The sequence below is a fragment of the Flavobacterium sp. AK-345 genome (assembly GCF_058310175.1).
Genome location: NZ_JBZEER010000001.1, coordinates 827,429 through 846,418 on the forward strand (window position 1 = coordinate 827,429; position 18,990 = coordinate 846,418).

The 18,990-nt window shown below is 34.3% G+C and carries 16 protein-coding genes and 1 riboswitch; of the genes, 6 read left to right on the plus strand and 10 right to left on the minus strand.

Translation table 11 applies throughout. The features are described 5' to 3' along the window. Positions 1-175 precede the first annotated feature (175 nt). The gene (locus AC4FQ3_RS03765) at positions 176-1,396 is read left to right on the plus strand and encodes a DUF763 domain-containing protein (protein ID WP_491180922.1); all 1,221 of its coding nucleotides are present in this window, start codon (positions 176-178) and stop codon (positions 1,394-1,396) included. An 81-nt stretch (positions 1,397-1,477) separates the two neighbouring features. Here the strand turns inward: AC4FQ3_RS03765 and AC4FQ3_RS03770 are convergent, their stop codons facing one another. Next, positions 1,478-2,980 carry an aminotransferase class V-fold PLP-dependent enzyme gene (locus tag AC4FQ3_RS03770; RefSeq protein WP_491180923.1) on the minus strand — a complete coding sequence of 501 codons (1,503 nt, stop codon included), beginning with the start codon at positions 2,978-2,980 and terminating at the stop codon, positions 1,478-1,480. A gap of 386 nt (positions 2,981-3,366) precedes the next feature. Continuing rightward, a riboswitch (SAM riboswitch) is annotated at positions 3,367-3,466 on the minus strand. Between the two features lie 213 nt (positions 3,467-3,679). Between AC4FQ3_RS03770 and AC4FQ3_RS03775 the strand changes: the two genes are divergently transcribed. Further along, entirely contained in the window at positions 3,680-4,273 is a 594-nt protein-coding gene (locus tag AC4FQ3_RS03775; protein WP_491180924.1) for a 5'-methylthioadenosine/S-adenosylhomocysteine nucleosidase family protein, read from the plus strand. A gap of 275 nt (positions 4,274-4,548) precedes the next feature. Here AC4FQ3_RS03775 and AC4FQ3_RS03780 read toward each other — a convergent pair whose 3' ends face one another. Together AC4FQ3_RS03780 and AC4FQ3_RS03785 are read right to left on the minus strand one after the other, a co-directional pair. Next, positions 4,549-6,057, minus strand: a complete 1,509-nt coding sequence (locus tag AC4FQ3_RS03780) for a glycoside hydrolase family protein (RefSeq protein ID WP_471733282.1) — start codon at positions 6,055-6,057, stop codon at positions 4,549-4,551. A 1-nt stretch (position 6,058) separates the two neighbouring features. After that, positions 6,059-8,239, minus strand: coding sequence for an HAD-IIB family hydrolase (locus tag AC4FQ3_RS03785; RefSeq protein WP_491180925.1), 2,181 nt, complete (start codon positions 8,237-8,239; stop codon positions 6,059-6,061). 283 nt (positions 8,240-8,522) lie between these two features. Between AC4FQ3_RS03785 and AC4FQ3_RS03790 the strand changes: the two genes are divergently transcribed. Together AC4FQ3_RS03790 and AC4FQ3_RS03795 are read left to right on the plus strand one after the other, a co-directional pair. Next, on the plus strand, positions 8,523-9,401 hold the full coding sequence (locus AC4FQ3_RS03790) for an AraC family transcriptional regulator (RefSeq protein WP_491180926.1): 879 nt from the start codon (positions 8,523-8,525) through the stop codon (positions 9,399-9,401). A gap of 69 nt (positions 9,402-9,470) precedes the next feature. Next, complete coding sequence (locus tag AC4FQ3_RS03795; protein WP_491180927.1) at positions 9,471-10,637, plus strand: iron-containing alcohol dehydrogenase; 1,167 nt, start codon at positions 9,471-9,473, stop codon at positions 10,635-10,637. 76 nt (positions 10,638-10,713) lie between these two features. Here AC4FQ3_RS03795 and AC4FQ3_RS03800 read toward each other — a convergent pair whose 3' ends face one another. Beyond that, positions 10,714-11,064, minus strand: coding sequence for a winged helix-turn-helix transcriptional regulator (locus tag AC4FQ3_RS03800; protein WP_491180928.1), 351 nt, complete (start codon positions 11,062-11,064; stop codon positions 10,714-10,716). A 106-nt stretch (positions 11,065-11,170) separates the two neighbouring features. Here AC4FQ3_RS03800 and AC4FQ3_RS03805 point away from each other — a divergent pair, with 106 nt between their 5' ends. Together AC4FQ3_RS03805 and AC4FQ3_RS03810 are read left to right on the plus strand one after the other, a co-directional pair. Next, a complete protein-coding gene (locus AC4FQ3_RS03805) occupies positions 11,171-11,926 on the plus strand; it encodes an SDR family NAD(P)-dependent oxidoreductase (protein WP_491180929.1) in 756 nt (251 codons plus the stop codon). A gap of 46 nt (positions 11,927-11,972) precedes the next feature. Further along, positions 11,973-12,743, plus strand: coding sequence for an SDR family oxidoreductase (locus AC4FQ3_RS03810; RefSeq protein ID WP_491180930.1), 771 nt, complete (start codon positions 11,973-11,975; stop codon positions 12,741-12,743). Between the two features lie 153 nt (positions 12,744-12,896). On the opposite strand, the gene AC4FQ3_RS03815 is transcribed toward AC4FQ3_RS03810, so the two are convergent. The 6 genes from AC4FQ3_RS03815 to AC4FQ3_RS03840 form a co-directional block, all read right to left on the minus strand. Further along, complete coding sequence (locus AC4FQ3_RS03815; RefSeq protein WP_491180931.1) at positions 12,897-13,739, minus strand: DUF4249 domain-containing protein; 843 nt, start codon at positions 13,737-13,739, stop codon at positions 12,897-12,899. A gap of 5 nt (positions 13,740-13,744) precedes the next feature. After that, the gene (locus AC4FQ3_RS03820; RefSeq protein ID WP_491180932.1) at positions 13,745-16,363 is read right to left on the minus strand and encodes a TonB-dependent receptor; all 2,619 of its coding nucleotides are present in this window, start codon (positions 16,361-16,363) and stop codon (positions 13,745-13,747) included. A 100-nt stretch (positions 16,364-16,463) separates the two neighbouring features. Continuing rightward, a complete protein-coding gene (locus AC4FQ3_RS03825) occupies positions 16,464-17,306 on the minus strand; it encodes a FecR family protein (RefSeq protein ID WP_491180933.1) in 843 nt (280 codons plus the stop codon). Positions 17,307-17,317: 11 nt separating this feature from the next. Next, positions 17,318-17,527 carry a hypothetical protein gene (locus AC4FQ3_RS03830; protein WP_491180934.1) on the minus strand — a complete coding sequence of 70 codons (210 nt, stop codon included), beginning with the start codon at positions 17,525-17,527 and terminating at the stop codon, positions 17,318-17,320. A 47-nt stretch (positions 17,528-17,574) separates the two neighbouring features. After that, positions 17,575-18,096: an RNA polymerase sigma factor gene (locus AC4FQ3_RS03835; protein ID WP_491180935.1), complete on the minus strand. Its 522-nt coding sequence runs from the start codon at positions 18,094-18,096 to the stop codon at positions 17,575-17,577. 174 nt (positions 18,097-18,270) lie between these two features. Next, positions 18,271-18,876, minus strand: coding sequence for a DNA-3-methyladenine glycosylase (locus AC4FQ3_RS03840; protein WP_491180936.1), 606 nt, complete (start codon positions 18,874-18,876; stop codon positions 18,271-18,273). Positions 18,877-18,990 lie beyond the last annotated feature (114 nt).

Genomic DNA, 18,990 nt, shown 5'->3' on the forward strand with positions numbered 1-18,990 from the left:
AATCGGAATTTTATAAAAAGTAATCTAAACCGCTGGGCAAAATCCGGCGGTTTTTATTTTGCTGATAACAATCTGTTATTTAATAAAATATGCTAATGTATTCTTAATCATTTCTTTTGCAAATAAGCGTTTTAAACTATTTTGCTTAATTTTGCAGTAATCCAAATTCTATCAAATGAAACGTTCCGGTACAGCAGATCTTCCTTTACATTATGGGCATGTTCCATTGTGGCTTGCTGAAAGAATGTCTAAACTTGGTTTTGCGATTGTAGAAACGATTGCTATGGAATTTTCTACTTCTGAAGTAATAAGCAAACTAAGCAATCCTTTTTGGTTTCAGAGTTTTGGTGCCGTGATGGGCATGGATTGGCATTCTTCGGGCATTACAACTTCTGTACTTGGAGCCTTAAAAAAATCAGTAAACCCGCATTCAAAAGAATTGGGAATATATATTTGCGGAGGCAAAGGCAAACATTCCATGCTAACTCCTCAGGAACTTTTATTTGTTGGCGAAAAAACAGGCCTTGACGGAAATGATCTTGCAAATTGCAGCAGACTAACTGCCAAAGTTGACAACACGGCCATTCAGGACGGATTTCAATTGTACCAGCATAATTTTATCGTTGACAATAAAGGACAATGGGCTGTTATTCAGCAAGGAATGAATCCTGACTCCCAAACTGCCAGAAGATATCATTGGCATTCGCAAGATTTAAAATCCTTTATAAATGAGCCTCATACTTTTATTTATGGCGAAAATCAAGGCACAATCTTAAATCTTACGGCTGAGGCGGCCACAAAATCCAGAGAAGGTATTTTAGAATTATCTAAAGAATCTCCAACAAGAATCATGAAAGAAATGCAGCATCTTTCTATGCCTGCACATCACGATGTGAGAATGGAAGATGTAAATATGAAAAGATTGGGCGCAATGTTATGGGCAACCCACGAAAATAAACCGGAAGATTTTGAAGAATTATTGCTTTTAAAAGGAATGGGACCAAGAGCTTTACAATCGTTAGCATTGGTTAGTGAAATAATTTACGGCACTCCTACCCGATTTGAAGATCCGGCACGTTTTTCTTTCGCTCATGGCGGAAAAGACGGGCATCCGTTTCCTGTTCCTGTAAAAATTTATGATGAAACAATTGATACTTTGCAAAGGGCAATTAATCGTGCTAAAATTGGAAATAGTGACAAAATACAGGCAATTCAAAAATTATCAGAGATTTCAAGAAAAGCCGAAGAAAGTTTTACACCCAATTCTAACTTTGATGCCCTGATTCAAAGAGAACGTGATGAATCGCACAAATATGGCGGAAGAACTATTTTTGGAGATGCCAAACCTCCAAAAAGCAAACCTTCAAACCCTAATAATCAATTGGAATTATTTTAAACTGATAACAGGTTTTAGCAAAAAAAAACTCATTTCGGTAATGAAATGAGTTTTTAAATTTTATTAAAAAGCACATTTATATTACCCGAGCTCAAACCATTTTTGTACCTCTTTTTCAATATCTTCTCCAATTATAACATTCTCAAATTCATTAGAAGAACTATTGTATTTATAATCTTTTTGCCATTCCTGATAATTTTGCGCAACTTGCTGTATAGCATCACAAATAAACAAAAGTTCTTCATTTGTCATGATTGGATGCAGGGATAAACGAACCCATCCCGGTTTATTGGTTTGATTTTTCTGAAGTAATTCGTTGGTTATTTCTTTTGATTTTTCTTCATCAATATCAAACAAATAATGTGCATAAGTGCTGGCGCAGGACCAACCGCCACGAACCTGAATTCCGAAACGGTCATTTAAAAGTCTAACAACCAAATTGTAATGAATGTTTTCGATTACAAAAGAAACGCAGCCAATTCTTTCGGTTGTAATATCTCCCAAAATAGATAAACCCGGAATTTTACTAAACGCTGCATAACAAAGATCAAGCAATTCTTTTTCTCTGTTTTTTATGTTTTCTACTTTCATCTGGTCTTTTAGTTCCAGAGCCAAAGCAGTTCTTATTACCTGCAAAAATCCTGGAGTTCCGCCATCTTCTTTTACTTCTATTATGTCACTATATTGATATCCTCCGGATGGATTTGTCCATTTTACGTTTCCTCCGCCCGGATTATCGGGAATGTTGCTTTTGTATAACTTTTCATTAAAAACCAAAACCCCGCAGGTTCCGGGGCCGCCCAGGAATTTATGTGGAGAAAAGAAAATCGCATCTAATTGTTCTTCAGGATCTTCAGGATGCATATTAATTTTTACATAAGGTGCAGAAGCTGCAAAATCAACAAAGCAAAAACCACCATTTTGATGCATGATTTTGGCCAATTCATGATAAGGTGTAATTATTCCGGATACATTTGAGCAAGCCGTAAAAGAGCCGATTTTCAGTTTTCGATCTGCGTATTTTTTTATTTTCTCAGCAAGAATTTCGGGGTTTACCAAATTGTTCTCGTCGGCAGGCAAAATAACCACATCGGCATTGGTTTCATACCACGGAACCTGATTAGAATGATGTTCCATGTGAGTAATAAAAACGACTGGTTTATCTGTTTCGTCTTCAGTTTTTTTAGAATGAAATTTATTATCGGCAGTACGCAAACCCAGATAACGCTGCAATTTAGATAAAGCTGCTGTCATTCCGGTTCCTGTGGTAACCAAAACATCAGACTCATTAGCATTAACGTGTTTTTTAATTACTGCTCTGGCATGCTGATAAGCATACGTGGAAGCTTTTCCGGTTTGACTTGAAAATGAATGCGTATTGGCAATCATCGGACCTATTTTATTGAGCATTATATCTTCAATCGGAATATATAATCTTCCGCTGGCAACCCAGTCAGCATATAATAAATTTTGTTTTCCGTAAATGGATTCAAAAATGTGATTTACTCCTATTGTATTTTCTCTAAATTTCGAAAAATACTTTTCTAATTGGCTTGTTTTTACTTGCTTCTCAATAACATTCATTTCCCTATCATTTTAAATTAACATATTTTATTTCTCGTTGAATCTTTGGAAGAATCCAAATTTTCGAAGTGATTTTTTAAGGTTTTGTAACCGATATATCGCAGTTGATTATTAGTGTTGCTTAATAAGATATTTTTCATAATAATTTGATTTAAAATTGAACATAAGTGTTCCCTGACCAATTTGAAATGGCCTAACGTAACGTCAATAAAGGGAAATAGACTAGAAAAAATTACCTGCCGTGCATTCGAAAAACTAAAGATTTATTTTCCTGAAATAGCAGATTGGTTTCTGTAAAATTGGCGTATAATAATAGCTCAGCTTTCATTTTAATGATAAAAAAATTTAATAATGATGAGCTTATTCAGATTTACTAAACGAAATCTTTCTTATCTGTCCGCCGTAGCGGAAGGATTTAGCACCTTATTTGGCAACAGGTTGCTAAGACATCATCGGGCCTATTCCCTCAGTCTTTCTGGATAAGTCATGTAGAAATTTTCTACTCTACAAATATATATAAATTCTATCGAATTAATATAGTTTAAAACTGTTTTTTTTAATTTTTAACAATAAATAAAGTATTACGTACTATCTGATCTCTTATCTGAACAATAAAAAATTGACATAAATCCTTTCTTTCCATGACCTATTATTTAGTTGAAATGAGCATCTTTGCATATCGAAAAATAAACTTATTTAATGATAAAAATTACACCCGAATTATCTTTTCCATTAAAAGATGTATTATTCTCATTTGCATTAGAATCTGAAGCAGCAGATATTTTCGTTGGTCAAAATACGCTCATTACCGGAATCGGAAAAGTAAATGCAGCTTATGAATTAACCAAAGTTATTCAAAACAAAAAACCATCTTTAATCGTTAATCTTGGATCAGCAGGAAGCAATTCTTTTCAAAAAGGCGACATTATTTGCTGTACTAAATTTGTGCAAAGAGATATGGATGTGAGAGGTTTGGGATTTGCACAATATGAAACTCCGCTTTCTAATTTACCAGTAATTCTTGACTATGGTTTGGCAATGGATAACCTGCAAATAGGTATTTGTGGAACAGGTGATAGTTTTGAGATGGGTCACGCCACCAAAATATATGATGTGGTAGATATGGAAGCTTATGCACTTGCCATGATTGCCATGAAAGAAAATATCCCGTTTTTATGTCTAAAATATATTTCAGATGGTGCCGATGATAATGCCGCTGATGACTGGGTTATTCAGGTTCACAAGGCTGCAGCAGCTTTTGGAAACATTTTACAACTTAATAATAACATTTAAACACGAATTTCACGAATTTCACGAATTTGCACTAATTTTTTAATAGTTGATCTTAAAATTAATTCATGCAAATTCGTAAAAGCCATAATTTATTTTACTTGTAAACATTGCCAACGGTTTCAACCGTTGGGACATAATGTATTTTTATTATGCATGTCCCCCAAGGTTGAAACCTTGGGCTATATTCATCTCTCTTTCTTTCTTCTATCCTCTTGCCTCTATTCTCTTGCTTCTATTGTCTTGCTTCTATTCTCTTCCCTCTATCCTCTTTCTTCTTAATGCGATTTTTTCAAATATTCATCAAAAGCTTTATTTGGATCTGAAGTTGCGTATTCATTTTCCGGTTCTGGAATTACGTGAATCTTTGAATCTTTTAAGGATACAATGGCAGAACAAACATAGACCCCTATTTTTCCTTCGCTGTATTTAAAATCCAATAAAGTTAATTTAACCACTTCATTGATCGATACTTCATAGTAATTTCCGTGACGGATTATTTTAAAGTAGATTTCTTTTTTATCGACAATTTCAAATTGATTCGTTTGAATATTTTCGAAGATAAAATTGTTTTTGACGTCTTTTTCATTAAATCCCCACGCTCGAAACTGGACAAAACCATTTACAAAATCAATTGAAACATAATAGGCAGTTCCTTCTTCGTCGCACTCAATTACAAAACCTGTTTTTCCCATTCCTTCAACCGCCAGTGTTCCTTCCCACACAAAATCATTGGATGGTTTTTCAAAACAAAAAACTTCGTAACCGCTTCGGCATCCAAAACGCCACTTATTTTCATGTTCTAAAACAAAATTTGCAGATGGATTTCCTAAAATAGGCACCGGAATTGGTAAGTTCTTTTGCGCAATTGTTCTCTGATAAATCGTTTCCCAATGGTGATAGGTTTTTAATAAAAGTCTGCCGCTGGTATCAACATCTAATTGTTTTGGTGGCGGAATTACGCGATGTGTGTTGACATTTCCTCCCACAAAATAAAAATTGTAGATCAAAAAATAATCGCCTTCCTTTACAATTCTTGCGGCATAATTGCCTTGTGGCATTAGCACATTATTATGAAAAGCATGATATTCTCCTTTAAAATCAGGAGAGAACCAATAACGAACTTTAATATCTTCGCGAATCGAACCCAACAAATAATGCATTCCTTTTATTTCGACTACGCAAGGGCATTCCACATCATCATATACATACGGAACATGCAGCGGCTTTTGAAGCACAAAACCAGTAGCTTCTCTTTTTGCTACACCAATACATCCCCTTCTGTAAGTTGGTCCGATGGCACTTCTGGCGCAAATTAGCAAATAATCTTCTCCCTCAAATTCATACTTATACGGATCTCTAAAACTAATCCATTCGCGGGGATTATTGGCCGAACTTTCATAATAAGGTGCCTGACTTTTTAAAGGAAGACCATATTCGTTTTCTTTCGTCCAATGAATTAAATCCGGAGAAACTGCCCTTCCTACTTTTTGCATTATTCCTTTATCCTTGCGCTTTAATCCTGTATAATACATTTCGTAACCTTCTCCCGCTGTGTTTTTACTTACGTGCATCGTCCATAACATATCGTCATCCCATTCTCCGGGATCTCCAACCCACAAAGCATTTTTTACTCTTTTCCAGGAAAGACCATCACGCGATACGGCATGTGCGATATAATCATGATTAGGAATAATCAAATGAAACAAATGATGAAGTCCGTTTTCATCAATAAAAACATCAACATCGCCTATTTCCCAACTGCTAAAACCTGAACCTGAATACATATTATTTTATTATTTTATAATGTTTTAATCCTTCTAAAATTCCTAAAGATGCTGAACTTTTTGCCACAAAAATACTTTTGGTTGTTTCATAATGATCTAATTCCATACTTCTGTTTCCTACAATAATTCCTTTTATTGCACCTCTAAACATGTCGATATCATTTCCTGAATCTCCTGCCGCAATTACGTTAGACAAAGGAATTGCCCATTTACGGCATAAAAATTTAATTGCGTTTCCTTTTGAAGCTCTTTTGGGAATAAAATCCAGAAACTGTCCGTGACTCGGAATAATGTTGATTTTATACCATCCCTTTCCTAAAGCCTTGACTAACTCTTCATGATCGTATTTTTCCTTATCATAATAATAGGAGATCTTAAAAGGATTTTGAGCTTCATCTTCCTGGAGTTTCATCCACGGAATTGCTTTTAAACGATTTTCAATATCATCTCTTTTCCATCTTCCTGATAAAAAAGTCGCCCAGCCTTTATCTAAAATGTAATCCGTACCATTTGTATAATAAATTTCGGTTCCAACAGAGCAAATAATAAAATCCGGTAGCGGAAATTGTTCTTCATCAATTACTTTTTTTACCAGCGTCAAATTTCTTCCGGATGCGAGGGCAAAAGCCATTTTATTGGTGCGATTTACTAAATGCACTTTTAATTCTTTTAAACCCGGATTATTTAATTTGGGTTCAATCAGGGTTCCGTCAATATCCGAAACTAATAAATTTTCGACTTTTCTTTTTAAACGCTCAATATTGATATTTGGATAGTGTCTGTTTTTAATTCCGGAACCAGATGAAAGCGTCAGATTCTCATTAATTAATTCAACGTATTGATTAACATGACTTAACCAACTGTAATGTTTTTGAATATTGATGGCTCCGTTATTCGAATAATATTTCCATTGATTTTCATCGGTTAATATATTTCGCACCGCTTTTTTAATTTCATTTACATCTAAAGGATCTACCAATATTCCGTTTTGGCAGGTCGGTATAATTTCAGATGGCCCTCCGTTTTTGGTCACCACAACAGGCAAACCAGAACTGGCTGATTCTATTACGGTTAAACCGAAATTTTCATGCAGCGTCAGATTGACAAATACACCTCTTTTTTCGGCCGCATAACGGTAAATAATCGAAACTTCATTTTCTACATCATGCTTTTTCGGAATTGCCATTTTCCCGTATAAATCGTACTTATCCATTAACAGCAGTAAATCTGTTAATACGTCTTTTTCTGATTCCGGCATTTGTGAAATATCTTTTCGGATACCTGCAAAAATAACCAGATTAGCGATGCTTTGCAGTTCTTTGTCTTTGCCGTAAACTTCAATAAGTGTATGAAGATTTTTATGGCGATCTGGCCTTGAAAGTGCCAAAATAAAGGGCTTGTGGGGATTTATAAGAAACTTAGAAATGGTTTCTGCAACCCAATATTTTCTTTGTTCTTCTTCCATTTGCTTATCCAAATCCTGTTCGAGATGATAATAGGGAACAAATTTTCTGGTATCAATACCGGGAGAAATGGCGTGGTATTTGGCTAAATCAAAATTTTTATACGGTTTATAAGTTTCTATTTCCTGCTCTGTCGAAGTAACAATAAATTCTGATAATTCGAGTGTCCTTTCTTCTGCGGCAATTCTGGCTTTAAACTTAAATTTCTTTTCGAGTTCCTGTTCGTCTATCCCGCTTTCGAGCAATTTTTTTCTTTTATGAAAACCTAACGAATGTCCGGTATGAGCAAAAGGAATATTCAGGATTATCGATAATTCGCTCGCCACATAACCCGCATCTCCGTAATGAGAATGAATCCAGTTGGGAAATATGTCGTGAACTTTAATATGCTGAACAATTCCGTTTACAAAAGTATCAAGACCTTCCCATAATTGTTCTTTCGGTTTGTATTTTTTCCCTAAAAAGGGAATTCGCCTTATGGTCAATTTTTCATTTACTACTTCAATAGGTACTGCATATTCTGGAGAAAGACTGCGATCGTCAATCAATCTGGTAAATAAATCAACATGCTCAACATCTGCATGTTGTGATAAAAATTCGGCAAGTTCGTATACATATTTAGTTTGTCCTCCATTATCAGCATCTCTGCCAATCTCAAGACCTGAGCCTTTCAAAAGTCCGTGAATATTGATCAATGAAATTCTTAATTTTGTCATCATCTTTTTTATTAATTTGATTTTAAGGTACGAAAAATAAAGCGAACTGACCCGAAATCTGAGGAAAAACAGACAATTTAAATCAAATCTGTAAAAATTATGGCAATAAAATTCCATTCACATCAACAAAAAAACCATGAATATTTCATCATGTAAATCTTTGATTTGCAATAAATTTCTCTTTGATTATTAAAGTATAATGGTAACTTATTGAATAGTTTTTGAGTCAAGTTTCCCCATGACCTGAATAAGTTTGCGTAAATTTGCCAAAACAGCAATTTTTAAAATGAATATAAAAAGGTCAGAGATCAAAAAAATTATTGAAAAAGCAGAAGACAAAAATTTATCTTTCCGCGTTTTTGATTTAGACAAAAAACATATTGAAAACTATCAGCAGCCTCACAAAAATGATCACTTTTTGATTATTATTGTAGAAACAGGAAAAGTTGATGTTCAGATCGAAGACAAAATTCATTTTCTAAAAGCAGGAAAAATTTCTATCATTTTTCCGGAACAAATTTGCTTTATTTCTAATTTCAGTAAAGATTTAACCGGTAAAATAATTTTATTTGAAGAAGTATTATTTTGTTCCGATATACTAAAGAATGAATTAAGTCCTTATAATGTCAATCTTTCTGCCAATCTTAATTGTACGGCACTTTCCAATGAGGAATTTGAAGAAGCAATTACGCTTGTAAAAAGTATCCAGAATATTTACAATAAACCAAGTCTTGTCAAAAAAGAACAAGCCCGTTTTTACATTAAAGTTTTTTTATTGGGACTTATAGAATCTATTCACGGACAACATCCTGTATTGCATCAAAAAACAAATCAACATATTTATATTGGTTTCAAGAAACTCTTAAACCAACAATACAGAAGCGAGCGTACGGTACAGTATTATGCTTCTCAGCTTTCAATTAGTCCAAAAAAACTCAACGAAATAACCAAAAAACATTGTGGAGAAACGGCCATAAATGCGATTCATAACCGCATCCTGACCGAAATCAAAAGACAATTATTGTTTTCTGATCTTTCTCACAAGGAAATTGCATTCGACCTTGGATTTAGTTCTCCTTCGGCACTTAATAAATTCGTCAGGGCAAAACTAAAAGAAACTCCTACCGAACTGCAGCAGGAATTGGCGCAAATTTATACCGCATAGTCTTGTTTGTATAACATCCTGCCCCGCCCGCACCTTTAACTTTGCATCAATAATTAAATACTATTAAAGATGAGCAAATTATTTGTTGCAGGAGAGGTTTTCCACGGTCCGGGAAGTCTTGAAGAATTAAAAAATATAAAAGGTAAAAAAGCTTTTGTTGTAACCGGCGGAAGCTCTATGAAAAAAAGCGGAACGCTTGACAAAGCTGTAGCTTTTTTGAAAGAAGCAGGAATTGAAACTTTTGTTTTTGATGGTGTTGAAGAAGATCCGTCATCTGCTACAAGTTTTAAAGGTGCAGAAGCTATGCGTGCGTTTCAGCCAGACTGGATCGTAGGTATTGGTGGATGTTCTGCTATTGATGCAGCCAAAACAATGTGGATTTTTTACGAACATCCTGAAACTGAATTTGATTCGCTTATTAAACCTTTCAGTGTTCCTGTATTAAGAAACAAAGCTAAATTTATCGCAATTCCTTCTACAAGCGGAACTGGTACTGAAACAACTGGTTTAGCGGTAATTACAGATCGTGAAAAAGGGGTAAAATACCCAATTGTATCTTACGAATTAACTCCGGATATTGCTATAATCGATGGAGAAATTTGTGCGTCTATGCCTGCTCACGTTACATCAAATACAGGATTGGATGCTTTAACACATTGCGTTGAAGCTTATGTTTCTAACATTGATGATAATTTTGCTGATGTATTATCAAAAGGCGGATTAGAAATTGTTTTTGACAATCTGGAAGAAGCTGTAAAAAATCCATCAAATATTACGGCTCGTCAAAACATGCACGATGCTTCTTTTATGGGAGGTTTGGCTTTTAATAATGCCTGGTTAGGAATTGTTCACTCATTATCTCATCAGGTTGGTGCTCTATACGGTATTCCACACGGAAGCGCAAATGCTATATTTTTACCAAATGTTATTCGTTATAATAGCGTAGCTACAAATAAATTTCCGTCATTGGCAAAAGTAATTGGACTGCAAACTGCCGAAGAATTGGCGCAGGCAATTGAAGGATTAAGAAAAAGAGTGAATAATATTTCGTCTCTAAAAGAATTCGGAATTTCAAAAGAAGACTGGGATAAAAACCTGGATTATATTGCAAACAACGCATTCATTGATCCATGCACCGGTTTTAATCCGCGTGTAACCAGCGTAGAAGAATTGAAAGATATTTACAACGCCTGCTACGAAGGTGTCGTTTATGCAAATGATGCTGTATTGAATTAATTCTAAAGACAAAACAATACTTTATAAACCAGACATTTATTTTATTTGTCTGGTTTATTTTTTAATAACATCTCTATTATTCAATTATCTTTTTTCGGTGTTCTATGCCCCACTCTGTCAGATTATTAATTATTGTCTGCAGAGTTTTGCCATGTTCCGTAAGCTCGTACTGAACACTTATTGGCTGCGTTTCTAAAACTGTTCGCCTGATTAATTTATTTATTTCAAGCTCTTTTAATTCTTTGCTCAGCATTTTGTTTGAAATACCTACTACATCATTCAAAATATCCGAAAATCTTCTTTTGTTATAATAACAAACAGAGGAAATAATCGCAATTTTCCATTTTCCGCTCAGCACATCCATTGAATCCTGGACTGCCATCATCTCTTTTTTGTGCATCTCTTTTTCAGGTACTTTACACTCCATAAGGTTACTTTGTTACTTCAAGGTTACTGTTACTTTTAGTTACAAAGTTACTAAAATAAATTAATCTGCTCTAAATTTGCCTTTGTAAAATCATAAAAATAAAAACATGAATAAATTAAAAAACAAAGTGGCAATAGTAACAGGCGCATCAAAAGGAATTGGAGCTTCTATAGCTAAATATTTTGCGGCAGAAGGTGCCAAAGTTGTTGTCAATTATGCATCAAGCAAAGAAGATGCAGAAAAAGTTGTAAAAGCAATAACAGATAATGGAGGAACAGCTATTGCTGTAAAAGCCGATGTATCAAAAGAATCAGAAGTAGCTATATTATTCGAAGAAACAAAAAATGCTTTTGGCACATTGGATATTTTGGTAAATAATGCCGGTATTTATCAATATGCCCCAATCGAAGAATTCTCAGCAGATTCTTTTCATCAGCAATTCAATATCAATGTTTTGGGATCATTACTAACCATTCAGGCTTCGCTAAAATTGTTTGGCGATAAAGGTGGTAACATTATCAATATCAGTTCTGAAGCCGGTAAAACACCACTTGCAACAGGATCGGTTTATTCTGCTACAAAAGCAGCTTTAGATGCCATTACGATTGCTTTGTCTAAAGAATTCAGCGGAAGAAATATCCGTATCAATTCTATTTTGCCGGGTATTGTAGAAACTGAGGGTTCGCATAGCGCAGGTTTTATTGGCAGTGAGGCCGAAACAAAATTTGTTGCCAACACACCGCTTGGCCGTACAGGACAACCGGAAGATATTGCAAAAGTGGCCGTATTTCTTGCTTCTGATGATGCTGGTTGGATTACAGGAGAAAAAATTTCTGTTTCCGGAGGTATTTACGGTGTATAAATCTTCCTCAAATTATTAATAATTAAATATTCAAGATTAAAAGAAAATGAGCAAATTAAAAAATAAAGTAACGGTTGTTACAGGCGGTAATAGCGGTATTGGATTTGGTATTGCAGAAGCATTTAAAAACGCAGGTGCCGTTGGTACAATTACGGGAAGAAATGAAAAAACATTGGATGTTGCCCTAAATGCTTTAGGCAAAGATTTTATAGCAATTAAAGGTGATGTCACAAACAGCGATGATTTGGAAAATGTATTCAAAAAAACGGCTGAAAAGTTTGGAAAAATTGATGCTCTGGTAGTAAATGCCGGCGGCGTTGTAGATGGTGTTCCTATGGGAACCATAAACGAAGTTACTGAAGAAAGCTATGACAGTTATATGGATTTGAATTTGAAAAGTGCCTATTTTACGGTACAAAAAGCACTTCCATATTTAAATGATGGTGCTTCTGTCATACTTATTGGTTCAAGTGCTGCCCATCGAGCTGCACCTGGAATGGCTATTTATGCGGCGGCAAAAGCTGCAATAATATCTTTGTCCAAAGGTTTATCGCTGGATTTGCTGCCGAGAAAAATACGTGTCAATACACTTTCGCCGGGTTCTATTGATACACCCGTTTTTGGAAAATTAGTACCTCAGGAACAATTAGAGCAGGTAAAACAAATCTGGATCGATATTACGCCTGCTGGCAGACAAGGGCTTCCATCTGATATTGGAAACGCTGCTGTATTTTTAGCATCTGATGATTCGGCTTTTATAGTGGGTACCGAAATCCTTTCAGACGGTGGTATGACCAATATTAGTCTGATGAAATAATATTAATCAAAACCTGATTTATAAAACCTGAAAACCTCCAAAGTCATTGATTTTGGAGGTTTTAGTTTTTAGTAAATGAATTAAAAAAAACACCTGACATAAATTGTTTTATATGCCAGATGTAATTACAAATCAATTTTAACAACCTAATTTTTATTGCACCAAATAATCTACTTTATCTGCTTCACAAAGCCTGAAATAACCAAAAGCATAATTATTGACATCATTTGTATTGATAATATTACCTCTGATGTTACCGGGAGGAATAGAAAATGGACTTCCTCCGTATACTTCTAAAATTAAATTCATGTAATTATAGAAGTTCTTAGAAATACCGCGATGTGTAATTTCAATCGTATGCCCGGACTTTAGTTTATCTTCATTCGAAAATCTTGTGTTTATTTCATTTCCGTTAAATAATTCATCGTCTGTTAGTTCATATTCCGGAAAAATTAAAGATTCTGTTTTATAATCTGTAAGATAATAATTGACTGCATCAGCCGGATCTTTATAATAATAGGTAACTTCAATTACATCTTCGCCTCCAAAATCAGGAACCATCTCTTGTTCTACACGATCAATTGGCGTTACCGAAGTCAGCTTTTCAACAGCCGTAAAACTTTGCCCTTCTGCCGTAACGTACAAGGTATAATCCATGCCGATAACAGGAACAAAATTGGTGCATACATAAGAGCCGGCTTCTGTCTCATTGAAGGTAAAAACATCACCATTAGTATTTTCAATTCGTACCTGAGCACCCGAAACTTTTGGTGTTGTATTATTATAATAAGGAGCCGTTTTACTAATTTTTATGGTTTGCTCGTTACCGTTTGTTCCTTTTTGCCAAATAATTTCTGCATCTACCACTAATCTTGTTTCTCCGGTTTCCAGATCAAGCGTTACGACATCTTCACAAGAAGTAAAAAACAGTACGAGAAACAGGCTAAATAAAGTCAGTGCTTTACTTTTAAAATTATATTGTTTAAACCTTTGCATATTCATTAAAATTTAAAATTATAAGAAATACCAGGTACTATTCCAAAAATAGACAGTCTTCTGGTTTCATTTGCTCCCGTATCTTCGTTTGTTGCAAACGTCATCGAAGCGGCATTTTTTCTATTGTAGATATTATAGATGCTAAATACCCAATAGCTTTGCCAGCCTTTCTTTTTATCCGGTTTTGGTGTATAGGTTGCCGCCAGGTCTAAGTGATGAAAAAGTGGCAGTCTGTTTTCATTTCTCAATGAAAAATTAGGAATATTGATTCCTCCAAACTCATAATACCCATTTGCATACGTTACAGGCTGACCTGATTGTAAGGAGAAATTAGCATTAAAAGACCATTTCGGATTGTATTCATAACTACCTACAATATTCAGATTATGCATTTTATCATATCCTGATAAATACCAATCGCCATTTGCAATTCCTGGTTCGCTTGGGGTTCTGCCGGGAGTTTTTTGTTCTGCCCTTGATAATGTATACGAAACCCAACCTGTAAAATCACCCGTGTTTTTTCTAACTAATAATTCCAAACCATACGATCTCGCTTTACCATTCAAAATAACCTGTTCTATATTATTGTTTGCCAAAATATCGGCACCATCAATATAATCAATACGGTTTTGGATATTCTTATAAAACAATTCGGTTTCAAGAGAATAATCTCCATCTTTAAAATTCTTAAAATATCCAACAGCATATTGATCCAAAAGCTGTGGTTTTGTAAAGGGGCCGCTTGGTGTCCAGATGCTCATTGGCAATGGCGACTGAGTATTGGATAAAATATGAATGTATTGCGCCATTCTGTTGTAACTTGCTTTTACCGAAGTATTATCATTAAAAGCGTACGACAATGCTGCGCGCGGTTCCAGATTATCAAATTTACTTATGGTTGCTCCACTTTTATACGAAATGCTTCCGGTTGGAGTTCCTTCTTCATAAATATTATATAACGGATTGTAAACTACTGCCTGTCCGTTTTCGTAAGTGTTGATAGTTTCGCCTCCTAAACGATAAAACATGCTATAACGAAGCCCGTACCTTAGATTTAATTTTTCTGTAAGCTGATGTTCAAAATCCAAATAAACAGAAGATTCAAAAGCATATTTTTTATCAAACTGTTTGTAATTAAACTGTGAATCTGAGCTTGTTGGCTGTACAGTTCCCGGATTAAAATCGTAATACTGACCGTCAATTCCGTAGTTAAGCTTCAATTTTTCTGTTACAGCATGATTCCATCCGTATTTAAGACCGTAGCTTTTTATCGTGTTGTTCCATTCAAAATTTTCTGTCGAAATTTCAAGATTAAATTTATAATCACTGTAGAACACAGCTAAATTTGTATTTATTTTATCAGAAAATTTATGTTTCCAGTTTAAAATTCCCATTGTATTTCCGTAAGTACTCCCAAAACGATCGTTTATGTCGAAAACATCATTTCCTAAATATCCTGAAAAAGCAATCGTATTATTGGCACTAAGTCGATAATTTAATTTAGCATTAATGTCATAAAACATCGCCGAATTACTATTATCAGACAGCTTCAAAAATAAATGAGCGTAAGAAGCACGACCGGCAATAAGAAAAGAACCTTTTTCTTTCTGGATGGGCCCTTGTACCAATAAACGACTTGATATCAAACCAATACCACCATTTACTTTGTAGTTTTCAAAATCTCCGGTTTGCTGGCTAACATCAAGAACAGAGGAAACTCTTCCTCCAAATTTAGAAGGAATCCCGCCTTTATACAACTCCAATCCGCTGATGGCATCTGCATTAAAAACAGAGAAAAAACCAAACATATGAGAATCACCATATACAGGAGCTCCGTCTAAAAGAATTAAATTCTGATCGGCAGCACCTCCCCTAACATTAAAACCTGAAGAAAGTTCTCCTGCATTTGTAACTCCCGGCAATGTCAATATTGATTTTAAGGGATCCGGCTCACCCATAGCAGATGGAATTCTCTTTATTTCTTCCATAGTAAGTTTGTTTACACTCATTTGTGTATTTCTTACATCAACCGCTTTGGTGTTGGTAATAATTACCTGTTCCAATTGCTGGCTGTCGGATTCCATTTTAAAATTAATTTTTTCATCATCAGAAACTGTAATTTGCTTTTCCTTATTTTTAAAACCTACATAGCTCACCACAACAGTGTAAGTTCCTTTATCCAATTCTAATGAAAAAATTCCGTTTTTATCGGTCGTGGCACCTGTCTGCAGTTCTTTAATAAAAACATTTGCACCAATAACAGTTTCATTGTTATCGTCAAGTACCTGACCGGTTAACTTTTTTTTTATTCTGCCTGTATTAGTTTTAGAAGCTTTTTGCTTTACAAAAATATTATTGCCTACAATCGAAAACTGAATCGTAGTGTTCTTATTAAGTTCATTAATAAGTTCTTTGATTTCGATATTTTTAAAGGTGTTTTTTTGATTAAAATACTTTTGACTTGTATTAACCTGATCGGTAAAGGCAAATTTAAAATCGGTTTGATTTTCAATTTGCTTAAAGAATTCTTTTAAGGTTACCGTTTTATCAACAGTTACAGTTATGTTTTGAGAAAACATGCACCAACTGAATAAAAAAAAGCACGCTGAAATTATATGCTTCATGAATTTTTGTATTTTTGAATATTATTAAATGGAATAGTTTTATACTATCCTGACTATGAGGAGGATGTTTAGTTTCGCGGCTAGTGCATCCTTTTCTTTTCTATTGAAAAGTAATTTCTTTTAATTCGTCATTTACTTCGAAGTTTAGGTTATACATTTCTGATATTAATTGAACAATTGTTTTTAAATCCTCTTTTTTGTTTATTCTTACTGTAATTCGCTGGTTGTAATATTCCTGCGGAATTGCCATTTTATAACCGTAATTCTCCTCAATATAAGTTCCTAATGCGGTTAATTTTTCATTATCAAAATCAATAAACCTGTCAAATTCGGCTACTGCTGCTATTGCGTTTCCATATGTAAATTTGTCGCCGGGTTCCAGTATCCATTTTTTATCCTGACCTTTTACATTCATCTGAACACTTCCTTCATAAAGTGCTATAATGGCTCCGTTTTTAGTATATTCTTTCACAGTAAAAGAAGTTCCTAAAACAGTTGTTGTGGTTTCATTACAAAAAACCTGAAAAGGATGTTTTTTATCTTTTTTAACTTTAAAATAAGCTTCTCCGTGAATTTCAATTTTTCTGTTTCCTGCAAAATTATTGGCATATACAATTTTAGAATTTGGGCTTAATTCTACTTTTGAACTATCCGGCAGGAAAACAGTTTTTATTTTTGAAGTCGTATTTTCAATTACATTGGAAGACGCAAAAACATTTTCCTGCAAAGGACTTTTGCTAAAATAAATTCCGGTTCCGATAAGCATGAAAATGATAACTGCCGCTGCTGCTGCATAACGCCAAATTTTAAAATCCTTCTTTTTTGGAGCAAAGGCTTTAGATTGAAAACTCTCCCACGAAGCCTCTTTTTCAGCATCAGAATGTAAATTGGGAGTTTCGTCCCAGATTTTTTTTAATTCTTCTTCTATTTTTTTCTCATCCATGTCTTTGAGCGTTAAAGTTTCTGACAATAAAATCCCTGCTTATTAAAAACACCATACACCATTTCCTTAATATCTCTGTTAGTTTCGATTCTTAGAATATGATTAGAATCTTCCAAATCAAAATTCATGATACAATCAGAAATAACAAATTGAAGAAGCGCTACAATAAACCTTGCATCTTCCCTTGTTGTAACATCTGTTTTATAAGCCTCAATTTCCATTTCTTATGTTCCGTTTTTATATATAACAAACGAGAACAAAAAAGTTCCTAATGGTTTTCGATTTTTTTTCTAATAAATTTACTGGCGAGATAAATATGATTGGCTATGGTCTTTTCAGAAAGATCCGTCATCGCTGCAATCTCCTTATAGCTAAGGTTTTCCAGTTTATGTAAAGTAAATATTTTTTGTTGCTGTTCCGGAAGCTGATTTATGAAATTATATAATTTTTCGCTTCTTTCTTCAAAAATTCCCGTATCAATCTCTTCCTCTGCGATTTCTAATTGCGAAGGATCAAACTGAATTATTTTATTTTCTCTGTTAAGATGATTGATAATGATGTTTTTGCAGATTACAAACAGTTGTTTATCAAATAAAACATCTTCGTTTAGTAATTCTCTTTTATTATATAATCTTAAAAAAGTTTCCTGGACAAAATCCTGCGGGGTAAGAACCGTAAAATTAAAACGTCTGGCAATGTTTATCAGTTTATCGTAGTATTTTAAGTAAGCTTCTTTGAAAGAAGCCTCATTACCCTTTTTTAAACTTAATATAAACTTTTTGTTGTCCATAACGTAAATATGATAATTAATCTAAACTCAATGTCCAGAATAATATTGCCTTCTAAAGCTGATCGCTTAAGACAGCTTTAACCATTTCTTTAGTAAATGCTAAGTTGCAAAGAACAGAAATTTATTCGAAAATTATTTAATAAAAAATATAAATCAATGTTTCTATGTATTTAATTAGATTTTATTGGGTTTGCTAACGTATTTATTGTCTTTTACAAAAAATCTCCAGGGTAAAAAAGCATCTTCCTGCGCATAGGCAACACCTACGCGCGGACCAGACACGATAGCATCATCAGGATATTGAATCCCATGATCTTCTAGCCAGATTTCTTCGCCGCCTAAATCTTTTTTATTGAAAGAATTATCAATTCCCAAAGCCTTCGCCGCAGAACCAGGACCAGATGAAATAGCGCTTTTAGAAACAGGCATTTTCCGTCTCAATTCCATAATTCCCTGACCAATTAAAGGTTCAATTGCCCTAATTAAAACCGCGTGAGGTTCGCCATTTACAGAAGTTACAATATTAAAAAGATGATGAATTCCGTAGCATAAATACACATACGAAACCCCGCCTTCACTGTACATTATTTCGGTTCGGTTCGTGCGTCGGCCGCCATAAGCGTGAGAGGCTTTGTCTATTTCGCCAAAATAAGCTTCGGTTTCAACGATAATTCCTGCGGTTATTTGTCCATCAACTTGCGTATAGAGAACTTTCCCAAGCAAATCTTTGGCTAAAAAAAGCACATCGGGATTAAGATAATAGGATAATGGTAATTTCAAAACTGAATAATTTAATACTTTAATATAAAGATTTACAGACCTCTAAATTAATTTAAAAGCACTTCATTTCATTACCAAATTAACCTATTTATAATAAAAAATCATTAGTATCTC